The following is a 26141-nucleotide window of genomic DNA, read 5'->3' on the forward strand; positions in this document are numbered from 1 at the left end:
AAGGTTTTGAAGGTCATGATTTTATAAAAATGATGAAACATGAGCTGCATGGTCGAAATCGTATACGTTTATTGGCGATGTATCACCTTCAATTAGGCAAATCTTTTAAAGCCATATCTGCAATAGTGAAGTCACACTGGAAAACTGTGCAATCATGGCTCAGAAGATTTAGGAATCATGGTTTTGAAGGATTATTTGAATCACAAAGAAGCGGTGCCCCTAGGAAGATTAACACTATACAAGAGTCTGCTCTTTTTGATAAAATCAATACGCTCAGTGAAAGTAAAACTGGTGGGTATATAACTGGAAAGGAGTTACATATCATGTTACTTGAGGAATATGGTGCTAAATGTGCGTTAAAAACAGTCTACAATACTATGCACCGCCTTGGTTTTAGCTGGATTACTTCTCGTTCAATGCATCCAAAGTCAAATCAAGAGACTCAAAATACATATAAAAAAACTTTCCAGATATGTTAACAGAATTATTACCAAAAAATATCGATAGATGTAAAGTTGATATATGGTCTCAGGATGAAACTCGAGTTGGGCAACAAGGTAGCTTAACTCGTATATGGGCTAAGCGTGGCACTAGACCCCGTAAAGTTCGGCAACAGCAATTCATTTCAACATATATTTATGGAGCTGCTTGCCATGATACAGGAGAAGCTTTTGCATTAATTTTACCATATGCAAACACACAGGCAATGAATAAATTCTTAGAAGACCTTTCTCGCAGTATTCAAGGCAACCGACATATAGCTTTACTAACGGATAATGCAGGTTGGCACACAGCCAAAAAACTAACTGTGCCAAGCAATATCACTTTGATACCGCTTCCGCCCTATGCACCGGAACTTAATGCAATGGAACAAGTTTGGGAATGGATCAAGAATCATTACTTGTCTAACCAATGTTATGGTGTATATGAAGATATCGTCACTATGGCTTGTTACGCTTGGAATCAACTTGCTCATAATGTAGATTTAGTAAAATCAATTATGTATAGAGACTGGATAAATACACCGTGTTAATTATTGCAATTGGTATTAGTCCCTCATCAGGAATCTCTAAACTTTCTAAGCTAACATTATGATTAACTTTTCTATTTTTTCTTAGGTTACTAACCCATGTCCAACCTAAATTACGTATATGTTTCAAATTCTCCAAACCGCTATACCACGCATCCATTACTACTGCATCAGGATTGATCCCTCTTTCCTTAGCTAAAGTAAGCATATCACAAAAATGCTCATTCTTTGTTTTTCCATCAGTTTCTTTATCATATATTCTATAATCTACAGGGGTAGATTGATCAGTTTTAGCATTGTAATGCAGTAAGTTGACCATCCCTATACCAGGTATAACATCATGTACAGCTCCAGAATATTGATAATGTACAAGCTCAATTTTCTTACTGTATTGCTTTGACAATAACGTGTCATCTCCCACTAATAAACAAGAAGCTTCCCTATCAATATATTTTGACACTTCTCTGTAGATCCCGCTAGGGCGGAAATCCTTACTATTTAACCATCGACTTGCACTATCATGAGATAGGTTTATTGGACTTACTTCAGATAATGCTTTACCACTATATCTTACGCTACTTGCTTGTAAAAATGATTTATATAAGTCTTTGCTACATTTTGATCTTGCCATGCTTAACTAAAACTCTTTCTTGCTAGATTAACATATTTTTTGCTAAGTGCGAAACTCCTGCGATATTAAGATTAGTGTAATTATGCCAATTTATAATAGAGTTGATTTGGCAATTGAGTCTATAAAAAGTGTTATTGCCCAAACTCATAAGTGTTTTGAGTTGATTTTAGTAGATGATGGCTCTGAAGATGATGTATCTAGGTTGATTGAGGAGTGCAATAAAGATAGTAGAATTAAATATATTCGTAAGGAAAATACAGGACCAGCAGCGGCACGTAATCTAGGTATTAAACATGCATCTGGGCAGTACATAGCGTTCATTGATTCTGATGATTTGTTTTATGACAATAAACTTGAGGTTCAATTGAAGTTTATGGAGGATAATAGTTTGTTATTCTCACATACTTCTTACCATAGGATAGATTGGGCTGGAAATTTGATAAAATATATAAGCTCTGGTACTTTTAGCAAGCAAGTCTTTCCAAACATTATTACTAAATGTCCAATAGCAATGTCTAGTGTGATAGGAAAAACCTCCCTTTTTATGTCAAACAAATTCCCTGAAAATATAAAGATTGGTGAAGATATATGTTTGTGGATATCTATAGCAAGCAAACATGATATAGAAGCAATTGATTTAGCCTTATCATGTGTTAGGGTTAATTATGGAATTAGTAATTGTTTCAATAATAAAAAAATGACAATAAGGTTAATTAATATTTCCTTATTTGTTATGAATGATGAATATTTAAGTCAATTTGATAAGCAAGTTAAACCTTTACTATTATCCGCAACAAAGATACCTAGCTTTTCATCAAGTAAATTAGTTAACCACTCTGCACTTCAAGTGCAGAGCTTAATATTACGGCATGAATGCCTCATGTATGTACTAACTTAAAAGTTAGAAACTATTTGTGTATGGCTCATTTAGAAAGTGTCACAACACAAAAAGAATATATCTGTGAAGTGTAAGATTTTGTTAAAAAATATCTGTATGATTCATTCTTATCTTTTCTTGATAAGATATTTAAAATTTATGTTGAAACGACGCACTGCAAGTGCGGGGTTTTTCTCCCAAAGTGGGACAATAAAATTTAATGACGTACCTACTGTATTATTTAAGAGTTACAAACCTAATATAATAGTACAATTAATTTTGATGATCGTAAGATCACTGCGTGTAGATGGTTTTAGAATAACATGGGACAAAATTTGTAAGAAACTAGGTATACTCCAATGATGGTTTTGATACTGTCTTAAGAGTCAAGCATTAAATTAGGATTAAAGTAATTCTTCAGTAACCCAAGCTCCTCCTACTTTACTCTCAAAAGAGCAATTAAAATCAATTTATTTGCAGCTTTTCAGTGGAGAAAATGCTAGTATAGTCTTAGAAGATTTAGCCTACATGAGTGGTGTGTATCGCAGCAATTTCATGCGGCAAGAAAGCAACTACACCGCTTTCAATGAAGGCATGCGAGCTTTGTTTTTGTACATATGCTTGCAAGCGTCTAGAGATGATGGAGTTGATAATGAGGATAGCTTATGAGTACGAATAGTAAAACATTGGTATCGTTAGACTATGCGATTAAATATCTACTCAAAGATAAAGGTGATTATGAAATAATCGAAGGCTTTATTTCGGCTATCCTTAAAGATGCTGGTTACTTACCAGTAAAAATCACCGCTTTACTAGAGAGTAAGAGTAATAAAGAACGTAAAGACTTAAAGAAAAGCATAGCTGACGTTATCGTTGAAGACCAGCAAGGTCATAAATATATTGTGGAAATAGATCGTTCAACTACCCACACTTTTCTCCACAAAGCTTGCTTTAATAGTTGTCGGTTGATTGTTAATAATATCAGCTCAGATCAGGATTATAGTGATATCAAAAAAATATTTCATATCAACTTAATATATTTCGTGTTGAGCGATATAAGCTCTCCATTATATCACGGTCAAACTATATTTAGAAAAATGGACAGGGAACATCCAGTAGACTTACATCTTGCTGATATGGGTTATAGGTTTTTTGATGTTCACAATGTATTTCCTGAATATTTTGTTATTTCCGTACCGCTTTTTGATGGTATTATAAAAGATGAGTTGGATGAGTGGTTATATTTTGCCAAACATTCTGAGGTTAAAGATGATTTTAAGTCGCCTTATATGAAGAAAGTAGCAGAACGTCTGAGTGTTCTAAAAATGACTCCAGAAGAACGTCAGCACTATCAGAATTATGTCAATGAATCGCTAAAAGAACGTGATTATATAGTTGCAGCTAGAACTGAAGGTAGAGCTGAAGAAAAAATAGCAATGGCAAAAAAAATGCTAAAAGAAAATTTTTCTATAGAAACTATAAGTAGAATAATAGAACTATCCATAGAAGAAATAGAAGTGCTACGTGAGAATTTGGCTGAAGACACAACTACTGTACTTGACGAAAATTAAATAGGAAGGGTATTGAATTGCTGTATTGGAAAAATAGAACGACCGTTGTTCATAACTGTTGAAAGTTAAAAAAGATATTATTTTTGTAAAAACATATTAGTGGAAGAAATTTTTGGTATATACTGCAAAAAATTGAAGAATTTAGAAGAGAAAATTCTATGTGGAGCAAAAACACTAACATTAGTATGATAGTTATGTGGTCAAAACGATGTCATAGTTGGTTAACAATAATATTTTGTTTAATAATTAACAGCTATTCAACTATTCATGCTTCCAATACAAATATTGAAAATAGATTTGCAACAAGGATTGCTATTGTAGATATACACTCTATTCTAGAACATTCTGTAGCAATCCAGTCTATAAGAAAATCTGTAGACCAAATAAGCGAAAAAATTCAACAATATCTATCAAAGAAGGATGGAGAACTAAAAGAAATAGAGAATCTATTAATGGAAAAACGTAATTCTTTAAGTGAATCAGCTTTTGAACAAGAATTTAGTCTTTTTGAAAAGAAAATAAATATAGCACAAAAAGAAATACGAGATAGAAAAGTACGACTTGAGCAAGCTCATGCTGAGGGTATAGGGAAAGTACAAGAAGCAATAACAAAAATTATAAGTACTTTAGCAGAAAAGTATAATCTTGATCTAGTTATACCTAGTACTCAAATTTTATTTGCTAAAAATAGTCTAAATATTACGCAAGAAGTGATAGCAGAACTAAATAATAAATTAAAACATGTTACAATTAAATACGAATAATTTGTTATAGAGGTTTATCAATGACAGAATTTACTCCTATTACAGTAGCTTATGGTGATGGTATAGGTCTAGAAATAATGCAAGCCGTACTGTATATTTTAAAAGAAGCTGAAGCAAGAATACGTATAGAGGTAGTGGAAGTAGGAGAAAAATTATACCAAAAGCACTATACCTCAGGGATAGCAGAAGATACTTGGCAATCATTAGCAAGAACTAAGGTGCTTCTAAAAGCTCCTATTACCACTCCTCTAGGTGGTGGGTATAAAAGCTTAAATGTAACTCTTAGAAAAGCCCTATCTCTTTATGCCAATATTCGCACTGCTATTTCTTATGCTCCTTTTGTTAAGACACTGCATCCAAACCTAAATGTGGTTATAGTACGGGAAAATGTTGAAGATTTATATGCAGGCATCGAATATCGTCAGACTCACAATGTCTATGAATCTCTTAAACTAATTAGCCGGGTTGGTAGTGAAAGAATTATTAGATATGCTTTTGAGTATGCGATAAAGAACAATCGTAAAAAGGTTACATGTTTCAGTAAAGATAATATTATGAAAATGTCTGACGGGATTTTTCATAAAGTTTTTGAGGAAATTGCTAATGAATATAAGCAAATTCAAAGTGATTATTACCTTATAGATATCGGCACCGCAAGACTAGCAACTCAGCCGGAATTATTTGACGTCGTTGTAACTTCAAATCTGTATGGTGATATTACATCGGACGTATCTGCAGAAATTTCTGGTTCGCTAGGACTCGCTGGCTCTGCTAATATAGGTCAAAATTATGCTTTATTTGAAGCTGTACATGGCTCTGCCCCAGATATTGCCGGTCGCAACCTAGCTAATCCTTCTGGTTTACTTAACGCAGCAATTATCATGCTAATTCATATCGGGCAACAGGATATTGCTACATTAATAGAAAATGCTTGGAAAAAAACCATTGAGGACGGAGTCCATACTGGAGACATTTACAATGAAGAAATATCTAGCAAAAAAGTTGGTACTAAGGAATTTGCTGATGAAGTAGTAAAAAGACTAGGGATCAAACCTTCTACCCTCAGAGTAGCGGCATATTCATCACCAGTTACCCAACAACAAACTAGTGAGCAGATATATTCGATTAATAGTAAAGAGGTTAAAGAATTGGTAGGTAGTGATGTATTCATCCAAATGACAGCGTTGACTGCTCATGAGGTAGCAGAAAAAATTCAAACTGTCAGTTTAGGTGACTTAGAATTAAAAACCGTATCTTCCATGGGACTTAAATTATGGCCTAGGGACGAGAGATTTGAATTATTATCAGATCATTGGTGTTGCCGTTTTATGGCAAAGAAGGATGGAGAAAAAATAACACATTCATCTATAGTCCATTTACTTGAATCGCTAAGCCAGGCAAAAATAGATTTTATTAAAATTGAGAATCTCTTTGAATTTGATGGGAAAGCGGGTTACTCGCTTGCTCAAGGAGAATAGAATATTTATGTTTTTTGTTATTGGTTATGGATTAATCTTACTCGGAATTATAGCAATATTTTCTGGTATTGTTGGACTGTTCAGGTTTCCTGACTTTTATACAAAAATTCATGCTACCAGTGTAATTGAATGTTGTGGAGTACCTTTATCACTTGTTGGTCTTGCCTTTTTACAGCATGATTTTACTAGCTCTTTTAAATTAGTTTTTGCTGCCATATTGATTTTAATATTAAACCCGGTATCTACTCATGCAATTAGTAAGGCTTCCCTATTAGCCTCAAATAACCAAAAAGAATTAAAATGATTGATCGTTTATTTATTATACCAGACATAATAAATTTCCAACTAGCTAGTTGGTTACTTACGGTAATATTGATAATGCTTGTCGTCATATCCATTAAGCTGATATTTTGTAACTCTTTATTAGAAACAGTGATCATAAGCTCTGTATTTAGCTTACTTATTGGTTTATCATATCTTCTTATGGACGCTCCCGACGTGGCAATGACTGAAGTAGCTCTAGGTAGCTGTTTGTCTAGCTGTGTTTTCCTAAGCTTTCTTACTAGATTGCAAGACATACAGAAATGTGATCTTAAACCAACACGAGTAATAAGTTCATCAATTATATGTTTAATATTCATAGTAACATTTAGCTTTGCAGGACTTGATTTACTAGAATATGGATATATAGATTCTCCTATGCAAAGTCACTTAACCAAATATTATATTGAAAATACTAAAAGTGATATTGGTATTCCCTCTTTTGTAGCAGCACTACTAGCTAGTTACAGAGGTTATGATACTCTTGGAGAAACGGCAGTCATTTTAATTGCTGGAATATCGGTATTATTGCTATTTTCACAAAAAAGTAATGAACATGCTTAAAGATTTTATCATTATAAAACATTCTACTCTTTTTATCTTACCTTATATATTTTTATATGGTCTATATATTCAAATTAATGGTGATGCATCACCAGGAGGTGGATTCCAAGCTGGGGCTATATTTGCTTCTATGATAATTGGTTTTGATTTAGTTCATGGTCAGTTTAAATTAAAACAATATTTTTCTACTGATTTACTAGTTGCTATGGCTACTATCGGGGTACTTATCTATGCCATGACCGGTATGGTATCAATATTATTCGACGATAATTGCTTAAACTACTATTCTCTTGCAAATAATAAATTATTAGCTCAACATATTGGTATCTTTATCATTGAAATTGGCGTTGGACTTTGCGTTGCATCGGTTATGTGTTTAATATATTCCATAATGAGATATGCATAAACTAATACAGCTAATAAAATGGGAATATTTAATTCAAAATCGTATTAATAATCTTAGCAAATATCTATTTATATTTTTTTTATTTTGTATTTTCAGCACTGCTTTAATCAATGACCAAGCAGATATTAAGAAATTTGGGGTTATTTTTTCAGTAATTTTTTTACCAATAGCTCTAATTGGCTTCTCTAGTCTAATATTAAAGCAAGATGTGGAGGATGGAAGTTTAGAGCTACTATTATCCAGTTTCAGTGAGAGTGAGATTGTTACATCTAAATTATTTGCTATATTTTTTAGTTCGCTTACTAGCTCTTTATTAAATATCCCGATAATTTATATTATTTTTGATCTTGATCTAATAACAGTAACCTATCTTTTTATCACTCTAACTTTGCTATTAACATTGTCCAGTAGCCTACTAGTTTTAATTGGATCTATTCAAAGCTATTTTAGGTCAAATACTAACCTGCTAGCAATATTAATCATGCCACTATTAATACCCAACATAATACTTACCGGTCTTGTTTTACAAAATCTTGAGAATATAAGTCTAATTTTTGTTATGATTGGTATCAATATGCTTCTTTTACCAACCATATTTTATCTCTCATCGTATCTAATTAAGAATATTTACAACATTTAATTTTTATTATACACCATACTGCCCCTGCACTAATAAAAAAATTGTTATTTTTTTATTATTCATGTAATTTAGTCGTAGTTTTTTAACCATTTTTTGGTAGTTATATATGTGGCAAGCTTTAAGAAGACTAATAGCAGCTAACCCTATGGGGGTGTTTTTATGGAGTATCATAGCTAAATGGTACTTTATGATAGCAGTTGCCTCTTTGATAGTATTATTTTGGGTAGCCAAGGGTCTTGAACAAATTGGATTTATAAAATATATGACCAATGCTACAATTGAAATTCTTGATACATCTAAATCAATTGCACAAAACTGTACTACAAAATTAGGTCCCAACTTTGAGAGCTTAACCAATTTTTGGAAATGTTTAGGAGACCCGCCAAAATACGAGATTAGAGAAAAAGAAACAGGTGAAAAAGTTTTAGAGGAGGGATTAAATAAGTTACTACCTAAAGACGGAACTGTACCGGAAATGCTTCCTTATCGTAATCCTTATGATTCTCCTAGCGATTTTACAGATAGTGATGGTAAATAAACCAAATTAATATTTGGCTAAAATCATGTTTTTAGCTTTAGAAAGGTTTAAAATGCATTCGTGTTAGCCGCTTTAAGAATGCATTTTTCCTTATAAGCAAAATTAGGGTAATACTTCACTGTTAATTGTTGAATTGTTGAAGCTACCCTTGATTTTTTGTTACTTTTCCAGTAGTTTATTATATTAAATATAATAATAAATATCAAATTTATGCAAAAAGTGAAAGCCACTACTATAGAACCTAGCTTCTATAGTTGCACTCATTATAAAATAATTCCCTACTTCAAGTAGTTGTGAAAATAACTATTGAAGTAGAAGAGGTATACTAGTCAGTTTATGTCAAATACTAATGATTATGATAAGGCAACTCGTAGGGATTTTATAACCTTAACTGCCGGCAGTATGGTTGTGGTTGGAGCTGCATGTGCTACCTACCCTCTTGTTGATTCATTCAACCCTTCAGCGGATGTTCTTGCCCTATCTTCAATAGAAGTGGATTTATCTCACATACAACCAGGTCAAACTCTTACTGTTAAATGGCAAGGTAAACCGGTTTTTATTACTAACAGGACTCCCGAAAAAATTGCTGAAGCAAGAAATGTAAACCTTTCCGAGTTAATAGATCCCGAACTTGATCAAGTACGAGTTAAAGCTGGACATGATAAATGGTTAGTAACTATTGGCATTTGTACACATTTAGGTTGTGTACCACTTGCAAACCAAGGAGATTATGATGGTTGGTTTTGTCCATGCCACGGCTCTCAATACGACTCATCTGGTCGTGTTCGTAAAGGACCAGCTCCTTTAAATTTGACTGTCCCACCATATGAGTTTATTTCCGATACAAAAATTAAAATTGGATAGTTATTTATGAATGAAACTAATGATCCTAAAAAATCAAATCCCGTTATAGAATGGATAGACTATAGACTACCTGTTTTCTCGTTCCTTAAACATTTAGGCGAATACCAAACACCCAAAAATTTAAGTTACCTATGGAACTTAGGGTCAATAGCTGGTATCGCTTTAGTAATTCAGATAATCACTGGCATTATTTTGGCTATGCATTATACTCCCCATGTCGATTACGCCTTCGAGAGTGTCGAGAAAATTATGCGTAATGTCAATTATGGCTGGTTAATACGTTATATACATTCAGTTGGAGCATCAATGTTTTTTGCTGCAGTTTATCTACACATCTGTAGAGGATTGTATTATGGCTCATACAAAAAACCTAGAGAATTATTATGGCATATAGGCATAATAATTTTTCTTACCATGATGGCTACTGCCTTTATGGGATATGTGTTACCTTGGGGACAAATGAGTTACTGGGGAGCAACTGTAATCACCAATTTATTTTCAGCTATACCTATTATTGGCAAATCGATAGTTACTTGGCTTTGGGGAGGATTTTCAGTTGATAACCCTACACTTAACAGATTCTTTGCTTTACATTATTTATTGCCGTTTATTATAGTAGCTTTAGTACTACTTCATTTAGTAGCACTACATATTCATGGATCAAATAACTCTAAAGGGATCGATGTTAAGTCATCTAAAGATACTATTCCTTTTCATCCGTATTATACGGTAAAGGACTTCGTTGGATTCGGTGTTTACTTTTTAATATTTGCCTTTTTTGTCTTTTATCAACCAAATTATCTAGGGCATCCTGACAATTACATACCAGCTAACCCTTTAGTTACTCCGGCTCATATAGTTCCAGAATGGTATTTTCTGCCATTTTATGCCATTTTACGGGCAGTACCATCAAAGCTAGGCGGGGTAATATTGATGTTTTCTAGTATTTTGCTATTATTTGTCTTACCTTGGCTTGATAGCTCAAAAGTTAGGAGTAGCAATTATAGACCAATGTTCCGCATAGCTTTTTGGCTGTTCATATTTGATTGTTTGGTACTTGGATATCTTGGAGGACAACCAGCAGAAGAACCTTATATTACCTTAAGTCGATTTGCTGCTACTTACTATTTCTTTCATTTTCTCATTGCAGTGCCACTAATTAGCAAGTATGAAAAAACTCTGCCATTACCGGATTCTATATGAAAGATCAGAAAATTATGGCTAACCCAATTAACATTACTCCGTCATTGCGAGAAGCTACTTTAGTAGCGATGAAGCAAAAAGGAATGATTAGGAATGGATTGCTTCGTTGGCTTATGCCTACTCGCAATGACATTAGTATTAAGTTTTTCCTGTGTTTATTAATTTTGTTAATATCAAATATTGTTACCGCCAACGACGATGCACTACCTACAAAAAAGATTGCTTGGCCATTTGATGGAGTTTTTGCTAGCGTTGATAGGAAAGCTGCACAGCGTGGCTTCCAAGTCTATAAAGAAGTATGTAGCGTGTGTCATGGTCTTTATAATTTATATTACCGTAATCTTAAAGAGCTAGGATTTTCAGATGAAGAAATTAAAGAAATAGCCAAAAATTATACTGTACAAGATGGTCCAAATGATGCAGGAGAAATGTTCGAAAGACCTGCCCTACCCTCCGATCCATTTGTTCGTCCCTACCCTAATGAACAAGCAGCAAGAGCTGCTAACAATGGAGCAGACCCACCTGATTTATCGTTGATTATCAAAGCAAGACCTGATGGAGCAAATTATTTATATTCTATACTTACTGGTTATAGTGATCCTCCTGAAAATTTTAAACTAATGCCAGGATTAAATTACAACCCATATTTCCCACATAGTCAGATTGCCATGCCAGCTCCTTTGTCAGATGGACAAGTAAAGTATATAGACGGAACAAACTCATCAGTCGAACAAATGGCTATGGATGTTACGATATTTTTACAATGGGCTGCTGAACCTGAAATGGAAAACCGCAAATCCATGGGTTTGAAAGTGACGATGTTCTTAGTAATTTTTATAATTTTCTTCTATATCTCTAAAAATAGAATTTGGAAGAATCTAGAAACAGAAGAGTATAAATAACAAATCTTTAGGTTCTTATATCTTAAAACATGTTATAAGTAGTTAGTCTGTCCGGCAAAACTCTATAAGTCTTATAGATAATAGGGTTTAATGGCAGAAAATAGTTAACCACTCTGCACTGCAAGTGCAGAGCTTAATATTACGGCATGAATGCCTCATGTATGTACTAACTTAAAAGTTAGAAACTATTTGTGTATGGCTCATTTAGAAAGTGTCACAACACAAAAAGAATATATCTGTGAAGTGTAAGATTTTGTTAAAAAATATCTGTATGATTCATTCTTATCTTTTCTTGATAAGATATTTAAAATTTATGTTGAAACGACGCACTGCAAGTGCGGGGTTTTTCTCCCAAAGTGGGACAATAAAGAAATCCATAAGAAAATGTTAAAATATGCTAATAAACCTTATGGATTTCAGTCAATATGCCAATAGAAAATATTATCAAATCACAAAAACAAGGAAAACTTTTTGGTTATAAATTAAAAGAAGAATTAAACTCAAATAATAAGCTATATAAATTAAGAGAATTAGTTAACCACTCTGCACTGCAAGTGCAGAGCTTAATATATAATGGACTGAAAAAATTAGACAAAGAAGCAGGTATTTTTGTTTCTCAATAAGTATAGAATAATAAATAAAATTAAAGAGAAACAAATGGGTAAAAAACAAATTAAAAATTTTAGTGCAGAAGCAAAAACTAAAATAGTATTAGAGATGTTAAAAGAAGAATCAACAATAGGTCAGTTATCGGTCAAATATGAAGTAACGGCTAAAACTATGCAAAACTGGAAACGACAATTTTTAGATAATGCGTCATTGGCATTTGAGCCAGCAAAAGCTGTTAGTGAGTACAAAGGGCAGATTAGTGAACTTAAGAATCAAAACGATGAACTTGCAAAAGCATTAGGTAAGGCTACAGTCGAGAGGGACTGGGCGGTGGGAAAGCTAAACAGCTTGGACTTATCAAATAAGAAAAGTCTTGTCGACCCCAAGCTGAGTACGTTAGCAAAGACAAGGCAATGTGAACTATTAAAGATAAGCAGATCTGGAGTATATTATAAAGCTAAAGTAATGAGCTTATATAATCTTGATATTTTAAATAGAATAGATGAAATATATACGGATAACCCTGAGTATGGTTATCGTTATATATACAAACAATTATTGGAAGACGGCTTTAATGTGGGCAGAGATAGGGTGCTTAAATATATGGGAATAATGGGTATAGAAGCTATTCATCCTCATAAAAAGCAATCTACTTCTGTGAAGGATGGTCAACATAAAATTTATAGCTATTTGCTTGAGCCGTACTGGCACAAATCAGGAACGAATAGAACTATTCATGTACCTTATGTTAATCAAGTGTGGAGTGGTGACATTACTTATATTAGAACTAACGGAGGATTTATGTATCTTGTGGCGATTATAGATTGGCATAGTAAGGCAATACTAAGTTATAAAGTATCTAATTCTATGGATGCATCACTTGTAACCGATGTATTAAAAGATGCACTGAATAAATACCCTGCACCACAAATATTCAATAGTGATCAGGGTAGTCAATATACTGGACATGAGCATACGGGAATTCTAAAAGAGAATAATATACAAATCTCAATGAACGGTAAGGGTAGAAGCATTGATAATATTGTGATTGAAAGATTTTTTAGAACTTTAAAATATAATTGTATATTTATAAATGATTTTAAAAATATCGCAGAACTTAAAGATGGTATTGATAAATACATGGATAAATATAACAATCAAAGATTCCATTCAAGTATTGGTTATAAAAAACCGATGAACGTGTATCTTGATTACTTACAAAATGCAGCTTAAAAATTATGTAAAATGGGAAACAAAATTAGTGAAAAATTTGTCTTGAAAAATCAGTCCAGTTTCATATTACGGCATGAATGCCTCATGTATGTACTAACTTAAAAGTTAGAAACTATTTGTGTATGGCTCATTTAGAAAGTGTCACAACACAAAAAAATATATCTGTGAAGTGTAAGATTTTGTTAAAAAATATCCTATCTTTTCTTGATAAGATATTTAAAATTTATGTTGAAACGACGCACTGCAAGTGCGGGGTTTTTCTCCCAAAGTGGGACAATAAATTGGTCTGGTCTAGAAGAATGGTTATCAAAAAATGTTTCTATTAAGAGATTTGGTAGAAATAGAAAATGTCATAGAGTGATGCTTGGTGTAACGATGCTACAAGCAATGTATAATTTTTCAGATTCATTAGCAGAGGAAGAACTAAAAGAAAACATGTATTGGCAATATTTCTGTGGGTGGGAATATATAGAAACAGATATAGCGATGTCGGAAACTAGCATAAGAAGATTTCGTAATTTATTAGGTGAATCTGGATATAACGAGATATTAGCAGAGTTGATAAGAGTTGGAATAAGAACTAACACAATTAAAAAAAAAGATTTGGAATTGATAATTGCTGATACAACGGTACAAATTAAGAATATCAAGCACCCACATGATGTTTATTTAATGGATAAAGCTAGGCTTAGTATTGTGAAGCTTTGCCAAAGTTTGGGTATAAGTTTAAACGAAACCTACGCTAGAACCTATAAGCGAGATATAATAAAGCTCTGGAAGTATAAAGAGCATAGCAAAGCCAAGAAGCGTTGGAAAATAATGAAGCATTTAAAAACATTACTTGGTCGTTTGGTTAGAATATGTGAGCGTGAGATAAAAAATCAGAAATTAAACTTATCTATTAGAGATCAAGAAGTATTGAAAAAAGTAAAACAAATACATAGCCAATCTGTTTTAAAAAGAGAAGAGAAAAAGCAATACAAAGAACAGAATAAAATATTGTATAGTTTTCATGCCCCTGAGGTAGAGTGTATAGGGAAGGGAAAACGAAACAAGCCATATGAGTTTGGCAATAAAGTTGCGGTAGTAGTCAGTGGTCGTAGAAATTTTGTACTGTCAGCAAAATCGTTTCATAATAATCCTTATGATGGTCATACATTGCAGCAGAGTTTTGAAGCGGTAGAAAATGTAACTGGAATAAAGATAAAAAAATCGTTTGTTGATCTTGGTTATACTGGCAGCAATGTTAAAGAGAAGAGTAAGGTATATACCCCAAAAACTCGGAAAAAGTTATTGAAAGAAGACAAGTGTATGATCAGGAGACGCAGTGCTATAGAACCAATAATAGGGCATTTGAAACAATATGGCAGGATGGGCAGAAACTTCTTGAAGGGTGTGATAGGAGATGTGATCAATCCAATAATCTCTGCTATAGGTTTGAATTTACGATGTATTGCCAATCATTTACACATCATGCCTAACTCTACATAAAAAAATTATCATTAAAAAACTTGCTAAACGATTAAAAAAAATCGTTAACAATAAGCTCATGTAAAAATTTTACTAAAACAGAAATTTTTCACTCAATAACAACCAGCTGAAGCTGGTGGGTTGATATCTAGACTGGAAGTCGCTATTACTCTAAAGAGATATTACTAACGCCTGTGCATTATCTCTCTGATCCTAACTCTTAGGTTACCCTGCAGTATTTTATAGCGATATTTAGTGATTCAAACAACATTAAAGCGATGGTAAAATACAGTGTGGCTAGTCTTGTTAAAATATCATATGTTCAAGTTATAGTGAATTGAAATATTAGAACAAGGACTAAAGTCTTTCCCAGCTGAAGCTGGGGGTTTTAACCAAAAAGGTGACTATAAAATTGAAAACAATTTTTAATTTTAGTGCAAATATTAGAATTTTTTTTGTAAAAATTTTATTCAATCATAGATTATGGGGGGCTTTAAATATTTTTGGCGGACGGACTAGTTATAACATGTTTTAAGATATAAGAACCTAGTTATCCTGAATTCGCGTAAATTACCGCATATTAAACCTATCATAAGTAATCTTATTCTCTACCGATTCAATCAATGTATCAGAGAATTCTTGCACGAAATCTTGCCTTACCATACCCAACCTCTTCTTAAGCCACGATTGTTTAGCAGATATATATTTAATAGTTACATCACCATATTTCTGTTTTATGAAACTATACATATCATCTATACCATCAATTAAACCAAAATCAACTGCAGTTTCCCCAGACCAAAATGCTCCATTAAATAAAATATCATCTTCTTGTGTTAACTTACCAATACGACGCTCCTTAACATGATCTATAAAATGCTCGTGAATCTGTTTTTGTATATGCTTAATAATTTCAATATCTTCTTCTTGCACTGGTTGAAATGGATCGAGAATAGATTTATTTTTACCTTCTGTATAAACCCTCCTTTCTACTCCAAGCTTATTGATAGCAACAGGAAAACCAAAACCAGCCGAAACCACCCCTATACTACCAATAATTGAACTCTTAGATGCATATATTTGGTCACCAATACAAGCCAGCCAATATCCACCAGATGCTGCTACATCTTCTACAAAACTATAAATTGGTATTTTCTTTTCCCCAGCTAATGACCTTATACGTTTACTAATCAGTTCAGATTGTACAGGTGAACCACCCGGAGAATTGATAGTTAAACACAAAGCTTTAAGATTTTTGATCTCAAAAGCTTTGTCAATTAACTCATGTAGCGATTCTATGCTAAGCCCTGATTTTACTGAGCTTACTTTACCTATAACCCCACTAAGGCGAAGAACAGCAATTACCGGCTTTGATGCATTAGAACCTATTCTAGGTAGTAATGAAAGTAATTGATCTAACTTACCTATTTGACGTTTAGCAATTACCTGATCAAATTTTGCCTCAGCAATTAAACTTTTATTATGTTCTATGTACATTAGTTACTCCTTATTATCGTTTTTAGAAACATTATTTTCCTCATTATTCTGTTGTATTTTTGGTTTTTCATCTTTGTTTTCCTGCTCTTCAGCCTTTAACTGTTTATTAACCGGTTGATTAAGCGTTTGTTCCCGGTAACTATTTTTAGGTTCTGGGTGGTTTCCAGGAATATTTGACAAAATAATATTGCGAATTTCTTCATCATACCAATTAATAGTACCAACAAAACTTACTAACATTTTTCCATCTGGATTAATTAGAATAGCAGTTGGTAGACCAACTATTGAAAAAGCTTTAAATAGTTGATTCTTAAAATCATGGTAAATTGGCAGATATCTTATATCATAATCTTTATAATATTTTTGGATAATTTCTATTCCTTGGTAGTCTTGTGATACAGGGATTATTGCAAATGGCAATTTTCTAAAATCTTTTTGCAATACATCTAAATCCGGCATTTCTTTAATACAAGATGCACACCATGTTGCCCAAAATACCAATAATATCGTTTTTCCTTCAAAATTATCAAGAGAATATTTTTCTCCTTTATCATCAAAGAAAACCACCGTATCAGGAACACTAGATAAATCAAGCATTTTAACACCTGATTTGATCTGATCTAATGCAAAACTATTAGTGCTGATCAACAAATATGTTACAATCAAAAAAAATCGTTTACTATATTTTCTAATATGCATATAAATAACAAATATATTTCCAATTAATTTATTGATCATAATGAAAAACAATATTTTTTTACCTCTAATATTATTAAGCTGCTTAATCTTAACTTCTTGTGGATTAAAAAAACCATTAGAAAACCCCCCTCCAGAAAATCCAGTTGCAGAATATTGTTGCGGAGGGTGTGAAAACTCAAAACATTAATATCTTTTGAAAGTTCGTCCCGGCATTACTACGTCAAATTCGTACGTTTTAATGCCATCTAGTGCAGTGGACAAAACATGACTAACTTCTCCGCAATTTTCTAAATTAACCCTTGAATTAGATAAATATAGCTTTGTTTGTAGCTGTCCAAGAACTAAGTGGTTGACTCTAATGTTTACATTAGGCGTTTCACGCAAAATTCCACTAGGATATATAGTAATAAAATAAAATTCTCCTTTATTATTAGTAGTAGCAATGCCAGATCCGGTAAAACTTGATTTACTTACAAGGTTTAGCATCTTTTTATTGATACAAGTACGAAGTGGTATGTATGGATATTTTCCGTCAGTTCCAACCTGCCATAAATATATTTTTGCATCTGCTACTGGAACGCAATCTTGGTCTAATAATCTACCCTTTACTATAATTTTTGTACCACGATAGACTGCTTGTTGTCCTGTCTTTCTAAGTAAGTTATTGGATAATTGGAATTCTTCCGGTTCGTAATCATTCATTGCACTCTTACTGATCTTACAACAATTAAGCTTATTAGGGTAAAACTTAGATTCACTGGCTATAGCAATAGTGGAATACAAACAGATTAAAAATAATAAATTTTTCATTTTTTACCATTTATGTTTAATAACTTACCCCATTTGGGATAAGAATTAGTTAATTCTTATCCCAAATTCACGTAACTTCTATTAGAAGATGGATATTCTACATTTTCTTATAGAGATTTAAATTATCGTATCCTTTATTCTTTTACAACTATATTAACCTCAGTTTTGGATTAAAATTAAAAATTTTAATCCAAAACTGGCTATAATATCAGAAAAATACATTCTTGAAGCACTTACTAATAAATACATTTTAATCTATTATCGCTAATAATCTTATTTTTATTGGTATAAAAATAAGATTATTAGCAAATGAAATATTTAACAATCAGGCGTCAAACCGCTTTAAGCCTGATTGTTTACATTCTCATTCCAATTTCGGATTAATAAAATTAATCCGAAATTGAGGTTACATTATATTTATTTTGTTAATTTAAAGAACAGGGCTATCCTTTACATCACGTGGTTCTTATGGTACACTAAAGCTAAACTACTTGAAATAGTAAAAAACTCAATAACAACCAGCTGAAGCTGGTGGGTTGATATCTAGACTGGAAGTCGCTATTACTCTAAAGAGATATTACTAATGCCTGTGCTATCTCTCTGATCCTAATTCTTATAAGTTACCCTGCAATACTTTTGTAGCGATATTTAGTGATCCAAACAACATGAAAGCGATGGTAAAATACAGTGTGGCTAGTCTTGTTATAATCTGTCATATATGATATTTTAATATACATGAAGAGCTTGCTCTTATGTATATTAAAATATCATATATTCAAGTTATAGTGAATTGAAATATTAGAACAAGGACTGAAGTCTTTCCCAGCTGAAGCTGGGGGTTTTAACCAAAAAGGTGACTATAAAATCATTTATGAAAACACACTTAAAACAAACTATTATTGGCACAATGTTAGCTTTATTTCTTTTTCCAACTGCCACAATTGCAAGGAATGGAGACTATCCCAAAACTGTGCAAGAAAGAAAGATGGATGAAATGGGGTCGATAGTTGGAGGAGAAGGCTTGGTGTTTAGACCAAGTAGAATCAAAAATGAATCTACCAAAACTGTAGGCTGTAACGTTAATAAATATTTATGGCAAGCTTCTATAGAAACTTTAAGTTTTGTGCCTCTTGCTTCAACCGATTCAGTCGGTGGAGTCATTATTACTGAATGGTATAGTCCAAAAGGACAAACAAATTTTCGATTTAAAATAAATATTTTTATTAAAGATAACGTTATTAGTCCGGATGCCATCCAAGTAAAAATATTTGAACAAACACTTAAAAATGGTAATTGGCTAGACAATCATACTACTTCAGACCTAGCTAATAGTATAGAAGATAAAATTTTAAGAAAATCTAGAGAATTATATATTAGTGCTGAAAGAAAAGAATGATATACTTGCTACAATAAGGATAGTTTACGATACAAATTATGAGAGATATTGAAAAGAAATGGCAAAGAATTTGGCTTGAGGAAAAAGCTTTTGCTGCAACAAACGATAGCGACAAGCCTAAATATTATGTACTTGAAATGTTACCCTACCCTTCTGGAAAGATTCATGTCGGGCATTTACGTAACTATTCTATCGGAGATTGCATAGCTCGTTTTATGCAATCACAAGGCTATAACGTATTACACCCTATGGGTTGGGATGCTTTCGGCTTGCCAGCAGAAAATGCTGCCATTAACAATAACTCTAATCCTAAAGATTGGACTTATTCAAACATCGCAACTATGCGAGATCAGCTAAAATCCATTGGCTTTTCATATGATTGGTCACGAGAAATAACAACTTGTGATCCAGATTATTATAAGCATGAACAAAAATTCTTTTTAGAACTCTATGAGAGAGGTTTAGCATACCAAAAAAAATCTTTAGTCAATTGGGATCCTGTAGATAATACTGTGTTAGCTAACGAACAAGTAGTAGATGGTCGTGGATGGCGTTCAGGTGCTTTAGTTGAGAAGAAATATTTAAAACAATGGTTTTTAAAAATTACTAATTATGCTGAGGAGCTATTAAATGAAATTTCGAAACTAGATTTTTGGCCTGATTCTGTTAAATCTATGCAAGAAAAATGGATAGGCAAATCGGAAGGAGTAAATTTTAGTTTTAAAATACAGGATCATGATGCCAATATTGAAGTGTTTTCTACTAGACTAGAAACTATCTTTGGAGCAAGCTTTGTTGCGATAGCCTATAATCACCCAATAATTGAGCAATTAGTAGATAAAAATGATGCTATAATATCTTTCATTGAAAAATGTTCGCAATTAGACACTAATGTTGTAGTAGATAAAGCTGAAAAAGAAGGGGTATTTACTGACCTTTTTGCTATTCACCCATTTGATCCTACAATTATTATTCCTGTGATAATAACAAATTTTGTACTAATGGATTATGGGACTGGAGCAGTTTTTGGATGCCCAGCACATGATGAAAGAGATCATGCATTAGCAAAGAAAATGGGATTACCAATAAAGCAAGTAGTAATTAATAAGGATGTTCCAATAGACGTACACTCGGAATCTTACACTGGTGATGGTATCATGATCAACTCAGATTTTTTGAATAATCTTGCTATCCAAGATGCTAAACAAAAATCTATAAAAGAACTTGAAAAACGTGGTTTAGGCAAACGTACCATTAACTACCGACTAAAAGATTGGGGAGTGTCTAGGCAAAGATTTTGGGGCTGCCCTATTCCGATAATATATTGTTTGACTTGTGGAATCGCACCAGTACCTAAAGAACAATTGCCGATAACCCTGCCAAACGATGTTACATTTGATGACCATGGCAATCCTCTTGATTCACACTCTACTTGGAAACATACTAATTGCCCAAAATGTCAGAAACCAGCTATTCGTGAAACTGACACGTTAGATACATTTTTTGAGTCTTCTTGGTATTTTACCCGTTATTGTAATGTAGATGCAAAAGATATGACTGACAAACAAGCCTGTGATTATTGGTTACCTGTTGATCAGTATATTGGTGGAATTGAACATGCAGTAATGCATCTTCTTTATGCAAGGTTTTTCACTAAAGTAATGAACGAACAAGGCTATCTTAGTATTCGTGAACCCTTTCATAGTTTGCTGACTCAAGGTATGGTGTTACATGCTACCTATAAAGACGCCAATAATAATTGGTTGTATCCAAATGAGGTAACAAAACAATCTAATAAGTGGGTTCATAAAAATACAGGGGAAGAAGTATTTCAAGGGCGAATAGAAAAAATGAGTAAATCCAAAAAGAATGTCGTGGATTTAGAGTCAATATTGACCAACCATGGTGCAGATGCTATCCGGCTATTTGTACTCTCTGATAGCCCACCGGAGAAAGATTGTGAATGGTCGACAAATGGTCTTGAAGGGTGCAGCCGTTTTATCAGTAAGTTAGAAAATATGGCTGAGATACTAATTAATAATAAAATAACAGAGACTCCTAAAAATAGGCTGAATAAACTAACAAAGCTTACTCATCATACTATTAAGCATGTTACCAGCGAGATAAGGGAGTTTAAGCTAAATAAAGCCATAGCAAGGATGCGGGAACTATTTAATGCTTTGTCAGATGAAATATCTAAGGGCAAGGAAGCTAATATTGATAGTGTTAAAGAAGGTTTCAGCATCTTGATTATATTACTTAACCCATTCATTCCACATATTACAGAGGAAATTTGGCAAAAATTAGGTAAAAAGCAAAGATTATATCAAACCCCTTGGCCTTCTTTCGACGAATCATTGTTGGAACTAGAATCTTATATCATGGGTATCCAAGTTAATGGTAAACTGAGGGCTACGCACGAATTTGCTAATGTAACGAGCAATATTGAAATTCAGAATATGGTAATGCAATTACCCGAGATACAGAAACATTTAAGCGGTAAAGAGCCTAAGAAAATTATCATAATACCCTCGAAAATAGTAAATATCATGGTGTGAATAAGGATGAAAGGAAATGTTAATAAAAGATGCTACTGTTAAAACACCGAAACAAAAAGAATCTGCGTTAGACAGTATGCTTGTTTCGTTATTTGCCGGTGCAGGTGGTATGGATATTGGTTTTGCAAAAGCTGGGTTCAAGACAATTTGGGCAAATGAATATGACAAAACAATTGCTCCTTCTTATCAAAACTACTTTCCTGAATCAAAGTTTGATGGGCGTTCTATTTTGGATATTCCAAATAAAGATATTCCATTTGGTGCAACTGGTGTCATTGGTGGGCCGCCATGTCAATCATGGTCAGAAGCTGGTGCTAGGCGTGGAATTGACGATTTAAGAGGTCAATTATTTCATGAATATATAAGGATTATTAGACATGTACAACCAAAGTTTTTTGTTGCAGAAAATGTTCATGGAATAATCCATTCAAGAAATATTAAATCCTTTATGAATATCATAGATATGTTCAAAAAAGAAAACTATGAGGTTAGTTGGAAATTGTTAAAAGCAAGTGACTATGGTGTGGCACAAGATCGAGAGCGTGTTTTTATAATTGGCTATCACAAATCTTTGAACAAAAAATTTGAGTTTCCTAAACCTTTGGGAAACAAAGTTACTTTAAAACAGGTGATAGGTGACCTAGCTGATCTAAAAGTTGGAACAACTAGAAAAGTTAAAAATCATGAGCTAATTGATTCTGGTTATTCCCCAATTTTTATGTCGAGAAATCGAGTGCGAGGTTGGGATGAGCAATCATTTACTATTTTAGCAACAGATAGGCATATTCCATTTCATCCACAAGCTCCTAAAATGATAAAAGTTGACGGACAAGAGTTGAGAAAGTTTGCTCTTGGTTATGAAAACAAATATCGAAGATTAACCGTTCGAGAATGTGCACGAATTCAGACATTTCCAGATGATTATGAGTTCATTTATACCAATATCAGAAATGGCTATAAAATGGTTGGTAATGCTGTACCAGTAAATTTAGCATATTGGGTAGCCAAATCAATTAGAAAAGATTTGGGTGGTAATGGCTACGCAAACAAATAATGGCAGAGCTTTTGAGTGGGCAGTGGGTTTAGTACTTAAATTACAAACCAATATGCCAATTGCGGAAAATGCCTATTCAGAAATTAATGAGAAAGCATTTTATGGAATAGCAGACAGGGAGAAATCTGATTTGCTAAATGCTGCTACTATTGCCATCGAGCATATTATGTTGAAAGAAAAGATTATCATAATACCCTCAAAAATATTAAACATTGTAGTATAAAGGATGATGGGTAAAATTCATGTTATAGCAAGGGCTTATATAAAAGATAACGACTATATATTAGTAGCAAATAGTGGTAAGCATCTATTTCTTCCAGGAGGACATGTTAAGTATGGAGAAGCGATTTACAGAGCATTATCACGAGAACTAGCAGAAGAAATTGAAATATCTAGTCCGTCCGCCAAAAATATTTAAAGCCCCCCATAATCTATGATTGAATAAAATTTTTACAAAAAAAATTCTAATATTTGCACTAAAATTAAAAATTGTTTTCAATTTTATTGAAAAATTTCTGTTTTAGTAAAATTTTTACATGAGCTTATTGTTAACGATTTTTTTTAATCGTTTAGCAAGTTTTTTAATGATAATTTTTTTATGTAGAGTTAGGCATGATGTGTAAATGATTGGCAATACATCGTAAATTCAAACCTATAGCAGAGATTATTGGATTGATCACATCTCCTATCATACCAATTGCAATAATTAACGCAGTGTTATAAAATGGTTTTTTAACTGATAAAAGGTAATCAAATAGCTAGGTTAATATTACCGCAAGGTTTTGAAGGTCATGATTTTATAAAAATGATGAAACATGAGCCGCATGGTCGAAATCGTATACGTTTATTGGCGATGTATCACCTTCAATTAGGCAAATCTTTTAAAGCCATATCTGAAATAGTGAAGTCACACTGGAAAACTGTGCAATCATGGCTCAGAAGATTTAGGAATCATGGTTTTGAAGGATTATTTGAATCATAAAGAAGCGGTGCCCCTAGGAAGATTAACACTATACAAGAGTCTGCTCTTTTTGATAAAATCAATACGCTCAGTGAAAGTAAAACTGGTGGGTATATAACTGGAAAGGAGTTACATATCATGTTACTTGAGGAATATGGTGCTAAATGTGCTTTAAAAACAGTCTACAATACTATGCACCGCCTTGGTTTTAGCTGGATTACTTCTCGTTCAATGCATCCAAAGTCAAATCAAGAGACTCAAAATACATATAAAAAAACTTTCCAGATATGTTAACAGAATTATTACCAAAAAATATCGATAGATGTAAAGTTGATATATGGTCTCAGGATGAAACTCGAGTTGGGCAACAAGGTAGCTTAACTCGTATATGGGCTAAGCGTGGCACTAGACCCCGTAAAGTTCGGCAACAGCAATTCATTTCAACATATATTTATGGAGCTGCTTGCCATGATACAGGAGAAGCTTTTGCATTAATTTTACCATATGCAAACACACAGGCAATGAATAAATTCTTAGAAGACCTTTCTCGCAGTATTCAAGGCAACCGACATATAGCTTTACTAACGGATAATGCAGGTTGGCACACAGCAAAAAAACTAACTGTGCCAAGCAATATCACTTTGATACCGCTTCCGCCCTATGCACCGGAACTTAATGCAATGGAACAAGTTTGGGAATGGATCAAGAATCATTACTTGTCTAACCAATGTTATGGTGTATATGAAGATATCGTCACTATGGCTTGTTACGCTTGGAATCAACTTGCTGATAATGTAGATTTAGTAAAATCAATTATGTATAGAGACTGGATAAATACACCGGAGTCTGTCCTATAGTTTGTGTAAGTTGCAAAGAAAGCAGTAAGAGATTACTGTAAAAAAAGTAACTTAAGCAAGCAAGGAGGAATTATGGCTAAAAAATTAGATACAGATAAAGATACATTAGACATCAGTAATCAGCTAGTAGAAGAATTATTATCAAAAGCAGATCCATCGGAGTTATTTGGTCGAGATGGTTTATTTCAACAGCTAAAGAAGCAAATAGTTGAGAAAATATTAGCAAGTGAGTTGGATCATGAATTAGGATATTCAAAACATAGCAAGATGCCAAAAGTAGATAATAATCGTCGTAATGGTAGCTATGAGAAGACAGTAATTGATGGGGATGGTCGTAAGCTGACAGTAGAAGTACCAAGAGATCGGGAAGGAGAGTATAATCCTCAATTAATACCAAAAGGGCTGAGGAGATTTAATGGATTTGATGAGAAAGTGATATCCCTTTATGGTCGCGGTATGACAGTCAGCGAGATCCGAGGGCATTTAGAAGAAATATATCAAACTGATGTATCTGGTGACTTGATATCCACCATAACAGATGGGGTGATAGAAGAAGTAACTAGGTGGCAAAATCGTTGTTTAGGAGTCAATCATTTAATTTGTGTAAGTTCATTTTTTATTTTCCAATAAATCATATTTAAAATCTCCACAAAGTATTTCAAATTGATTTAAAGCTAAAGACCAATCTTTAATAGGCATGGTCCATTTTTTGGCTGCATTTTGTAGGGATAAAAATATTATTTTTTGAATTGACTTATCATCTGGAAACACCCCCTTATTTTTGATAATTTTTCTAATTTGACGATTTACAGATTCTATAGTGTTAGTAGTATAAATTACCTTTCTGATCTCTTCAGGAAAGGCAAAAAACGGTATTATCCCAGACCAATTACGTTGCCAAATATCAGAAATTACCGGATATTTTTTATCCCATTTTACACCAAATTGCTGAAGTTTTAAACGTGCCATTTCGTCATTATTAGCTGTATAAATTTGTTTTAGATCTGATGTGACCTCTTTTAAATCTTTATATGACACATACTTTACTGAATTGCGAACCATATGTACAATACATAATTGTACTATAGTACTCGGGAATACACTGCTTATAGCTTCTGGAAAGCCCTTTAAACCATCCACACAAGCAACATAAATTTGTTCAATTCCTCGATTCTTTAACTCAGTCAGGAGTTTCGCACTTAGCAAAA

At 33.1% G+C, this 26141-nt stretch carries 32 protein-coding genes and 2 pseudogenes; 29 read left to right on the forward strand and 5 right to left on the reverse strand.

Going from position 1 to position 26141, the window contains the following annotated elements; genetic code table 11:
• Positions 1-29: 29 nt before the first annotated feature.
• A complete protein-coding gene (locus AAHN00_RS02090) occupies positions 30-479 on the forward strand; it encodes a helix-turn-helix domain-containing protein (protein WP_342271578.1) in 450 nt (149 codons plus the stop codon).
• Positions 473-1033: an IS630 family transposase gene (locus AAHN00_RS02095; protein WP_342270961.1), complete on the forward strand. Its 561-nt coding sequence runs from the start codon at positions 473-475 to the stop codon at positions 1031-1033. The genes AAHN00_RS02090 and AAHN00_RS02095 overlap by 7 nt, the downstream gene beginning before the upstream one ends.
• Here the strand turns inward: AAHN00_RS02095 and AAHN00_RS02100 are convergent.
• Complete coding sequence (locus AAHN00_RS02100) at positions 999-1661, reverse strand: transposase (RefSeq protein ID WP_342271973.1); 663 nt, start codon at positions 1659-1661, stop codon at positions 999-1001. The two genes, AAHN00_RS02095 and AAHN00_RS02100, sit on opposite strands and share 35 nt — an antisense overlap.
• A gap of 82 nt (positions 1662-1743) precedes the next feature.
• On the opposite strand from AAHN00_RS02100, the pseudogene AAHN00_RS14960 reads away from it, so the two are divergent.
• The 18 genes and pseudogenes from AAHN00_RS14960 to AAHN00_RS02185 form a co-directional block, all read left to right on the forward strand.
• Positions 1744-2175: pseudogene (locus AAHN00_RS14960) on the forward strand (glycosyltransferase family 2 protein); the annotation flags it as partial.
• A gap of 30 nt (positions 2176-2205) precedes the next feature.
• Positions 2206-2559 carry a hypothetical protein gene (locus tag AAHN00_RS02105; protein WP_342271974.1) on the forward strand — a complete coding sequence of 118 codons (354 nt, stop codon included), beginning with the start codon at positions 2206-2208 and terminating at the stop codon, positions 2557-2559.
• Between the two features lie 36 nt (positions 2560-2595).
• Positions 2596-2901, forward strand: coding sequence for a hypothetical protein (locus AAHN00_RS02110; protein WP_342271975.1), 306 nt, complete (start codon positions 2596-2598; stop codon positions 2899-2901).
• A gap of 302 nt (positions 2902-3203) precedes the next feature.
• Complete coding sequence (locus AAHN00_RS02115; RefSeq protein WP_342271976.1) at positions 3204-4109, forward strand: Rpn family recombination-promoting nuclease/putative transposase; 906 nt, start codon at positions 3204-3206, stop codon at positions 4107-4109.
• Positions 4110-4303: 194 nt separating this feature from the next.
• Positions 4304-4873 carry an OmpH family outer membrane protein gene (locus tag AAHN00_RS02120; protein WP_342271977.1) on the forward strand — a complete coding sequence of 190 codons (570 nt, stop codon included), beginning with the start codon at positions 4304-4306 and terminating at the stop codon, positions 4871-4873.
• A gap of 20 nt (positions 4874-4893) precedes the next feature.
• Complete coding sequence (locus AAHN00_RS02125; protein ID WP_342271978.1) at positions 4894-6351, forward strand: NADP-dependent isocitrate dehydrogenase; 1458 nt, start codon at positions 4894-4896, stop codon at positions 6349-6351.
• A gap of 7 nt (positions 6352-6358) precedes the next feature.
• Complete coding sequence (locus tag AAHN00_RS02130) at positions 6359-6655, forward strand: Na+/H+ antiporter subunit G (protein WP_342271979.1); 297 nt, start codon at positions 6359-6361, stop codon at positions 6653-6655.
• Positions 6652-7642, forward strand: a pseudogene (locus tag AAHN00_RS02135) (DUF4040 domain-containing protein). The gene AAHN00_RS02130 and the pseudogene AAHN00_RS02135 overlap by 4 nt, the downstream one beginning before the upstream one ends.
• Positions 7635-8282: a heme exporter protein CcmB gene (locus AAHN00_RS02140; RefSeq protein WP_341747740.1), complete on the forward strand. Its 648-nt coding sequence runs from the start codon at positions 7635-7637 to the stop codon at positions 8280-8282. The pseudogene AAHN00_RS02135 and the gene AAHN00_RS02140 overlap by 8 nt, the downstream one beginning before the upstream one ends.
• A 106-nt stretch (positions 8283-8388) precedes the next feature.
• Positions 8389-8820, forward strand: coding sequence for a DUF2670 domain-containing protein (locus tag AAHN00_RS02145; RefSeq protein WP_342271980.1), 432 nt, complete (start codon positions 8389-8391; stop codon positions 8818-8820).
• A 336-nt stretch (positions 8821-9156) separates the two neighbouring features.
• Positions 9157-9684: a ubiquinol-cytochrome c reductase iron-sulfur subunit gene (gene petA, locus AAHN00_RS02150; RefSeq protein ID WP_342271981.1), complete on the forward strand. Its 528-nt coding sequence runs from the start codon at positions 9157-9159 to the stop codon at positions 9682-9684.
• 6 nt (positions 9685-9690) lie between these two features.
• Entirely contained in the window at positions 9691-10887 is a 1197-nt protein-coding gene (locus AAHN00_RS02155) for a cytochrome b/b6 (RefSeq protein WP_342271982.1), read from the forward strand.
• A 131-nt stretch (positions 10888-11018) separates the two neighbouring features.
• Positions 11019-11789 carry a cytochrome c1 gene (locus tag AAHN00_RS02160; RefSeq protein ID WP_410521468.1) on the forward strand — a complete coding sequence of 257 codons (771 nt, stop codon included), beginning with the start codon at positions 11019-11021 and terminating at the stop codon, positions 11787-11789.
• Between the two features lie 211 nt (positions 11790-12000).
• A complete protein-coding gene (locus AAHN00_RS02165; protein ID WP_342271011.1) occupies positions 12001-12180 on the forward strand; it encodes a hypothetical protein in 180 nt (59 codons plus the stop codon).
• A 34-nt stretch (positions 12181-12214) separates the two neighbouring features.
• Positions 12215-12412 carry a hypothetical protein gene (locus AAHN00_RS02170; RefSeq protein WP_342271983.1) on the forward strand — a complete coding sequence of 66 codons (198 nt, stop codon included), beginning with the start codon at positions 12215-12217 and terminating at the stop codon, positions 12410-12412.
• Between the two features lie 34 nt (positions 12413-12446).
• Entirely contained in the window at positions 12447-13631 is a 1185-nt protein-coding gene (locus AAHN00_RS02175) for an IS3 family transposase (protein WP_342270912.1), read from the forward strand.
• Positions 13632-13753: 122 nt separating this feature from the next.
• The gene (locus tag AAHN00_RS02180; protein ID WP_342270887.1) at positions 13754-13957 is read left to right on the forward strand and encodes a hypothetical protein; all 204 of its coding nucleotides are present in this window, start codon (positions 13754-13756) and stop codon (positions 13955-13957) included.
• Positions 13860-15122 carry an IS5 family transposase gene (locus tag AAHN00_RS02185; RefSeq protein WP_342272688.1) on the forward strand — a complete coding sequence of 421 codons (1263 nt, stop codon included), beginning with the start codon at positions 13860-13862 and terminating at the stop codon, positions 15120-15122. Before AAHN00_RS02180 ends, AAHN00_RS02185 begins: the two co-directional genes overlap by 98 nt.
• Positions 15123-15671: 549 nt before the next feature.
• On the opposite strand, the gene AAHN00_RS02190 is transcribed toward AAHN00_RS02185, so the two are convergent.
• The 3 genes from AAHN00_RS02190 to AAHN00_RS02200 form a co-directional block, all read right to left on the reverse strand.
• Positions 15672-16598, reverse strand: a complete 927-nt coding sequence (locus tag AAHN00_RS02190; protein ID WP_342271984.1) for a S49 family peptidase — start codon at positions 16596-16598, stop codon at positions 15672-15674.
• 3 nt (positions 16599-16601) lie between these two features.
• Complete coding sequence (locus tag AAHN00_RS02195) at positions 16602-17297, reverse strand: TlpA disulfide reductase family protein (RefSeq protein WP_342272723.1); 696 nt, start codon at positions 17295-17297, stop codon at positions 16602-16604.
• Positions 17298-17480: 183 nt separating this feature from the next.
• The gene (locus AAHN00_RS02200; protein WP_342271985.1) at positions 17481-18107 is read right to left on the reverse strand and encodes a dioxygenase; all 627 of its coding nucleotides are present in this window, start codon (positions 18105-18107) and stop codon (positions 17481-17483) included.
• Between the two features lie 871 nt (positions 18108-18978).
• Between AAHN00_RS02200 and AAHN00_RS02205 the strand changes: the two genes are divergently transcribed.
• From AAHN00_RS02205 to AAHN00_RS02245, 9 genes are all read left to right on the forward strand, one after another.
• Complete coding sequence (locus AAHN00_RS02205) at positions 18979-19503, forward strand: DUF3576 domain-containing protein (RefSeq protein ID WP_410521469.1); 525 nt, start codon at positions 18979-18981, stop codon at positions 19501-19503.
• Positions 19504-19541: 38 nt separating this feature from the next.
• Entirely contained in the window at positions 19542-22061 is a 2520-nt protein-coding gene (gene leuS / locus AAHN00_RS02210; RefSeq protein ID WP_342271986.1) for a leucine--tRNA ligase, read from the forward strand.
• Between the two features lie 16 nt (positions 22062-22077).
• On the forward strand, positions 22078-23115 hold the full coding sequence (locus AAHN00_RS02215; protein WP_342271987.1) for a DNA cytosine methyltransferase: 1038 nt from the start codon (positions 22078-22080) through the stop codon (positions 23113-23115).
• The gene (locus AAHN00_RS02220; protein WP_342271988.1) at positions 23096-23338 is read left to right on the forward strand and encodes a hypothetical protein; all 243 of its coding nucleotides are present in this window, start codon (positions 23096-23098) and stop codon (positions 23336-23338) included. The genes AAHN00_RS02215 and AAHN00_RS02220 overlap by 20 nt, the downstream gene beginning before the upstream one ends.
• A 6-nt stretch (positions 23339-23344) precedes the next feature.
• Complete coding sequence (locus tag AAHN00_RS02225) at positions 23345-23533, forward strand: NUDIX domain-containing protein (protein ID WP_342271989.1); 189 nt, start codon at positions 23345-23347, stop codon at positions 23531-23533.
• Between the two features lie 387 nt (positions 23534-23920).
• Positions 23921-24097, forward strand: a complete 177-nt coding sequence (locus AAHN00_RS02230; protein ID WP_342271050.1) for a helix-turn-helix domain-containing protein — start codon at positions 23921-23923, stop codon at positions 24095-24097.
• A 93-nt stretch (positions 24098-24190) separates the two neighbouring features.
• Positions 24191-24370, forward strand: a complete 180-nt coding sequence (locus AAHN00_RS02235) for a winged helix-turn-helix domain-containing protein (protein WP_342272629.1) — start codon at positions 24191-24193, stop codon at positions 24368-24370.
• Complete coding sequence (locus tag AAHN00_RS02240) at positions 24364-24933, forward strand: IS630 family transposase (RefSeq protein ID WP_342271990.1); 570 nt, start codon at positions 24364-24366, stop codon at positions 24931-24933. Before AAHN00_RS02235 ends, AAHN00_RS02240 begins: the two co-directional genes overlap by 7 nt.
• A 72-nt stretch (positions 24934-25005) precedes the next feature.
• Positions 25006-25563 carry a transposase gene (locus AAHN00_RS02245; protein ID WP_342271991.1) on the forward strand — a complete coding sequence of 186 codons (558 nt, stop codon included), beginning with the start codon at positions 25006-25008 and terminating at the stop codon, positions 25561-25563.
• On the opposite strand, the gene AAHN00_RS02250 is transcribed toward AAHN00_RS02245, so the two are convergent.
• Entirely contained in the window at positions 25543-26139 is a 597-nt protein-coding gene (locus AAHN00_RS02250) for an IS256 family transposase (protein WP_342271992.1), read from the reverse strand. The genes AAHN00_RS02245 and AAHN00_RS02250 overlap by 21 nt on opposite strands.
• Between the last annotated feature and the right edge of the window lie 2 nt (positions 26140-26141).

Origin of the sequence: Candidatus Tisiphia endosymbiont of Parasteatoda lunata, assembly GCF_964030955.1 — a bacterium.
Lineage (GTDB): Bacteria > Pseudomonadota > Alphaproteobacteria > Rickettsiales > Rickettsiaceae > Tisiphia.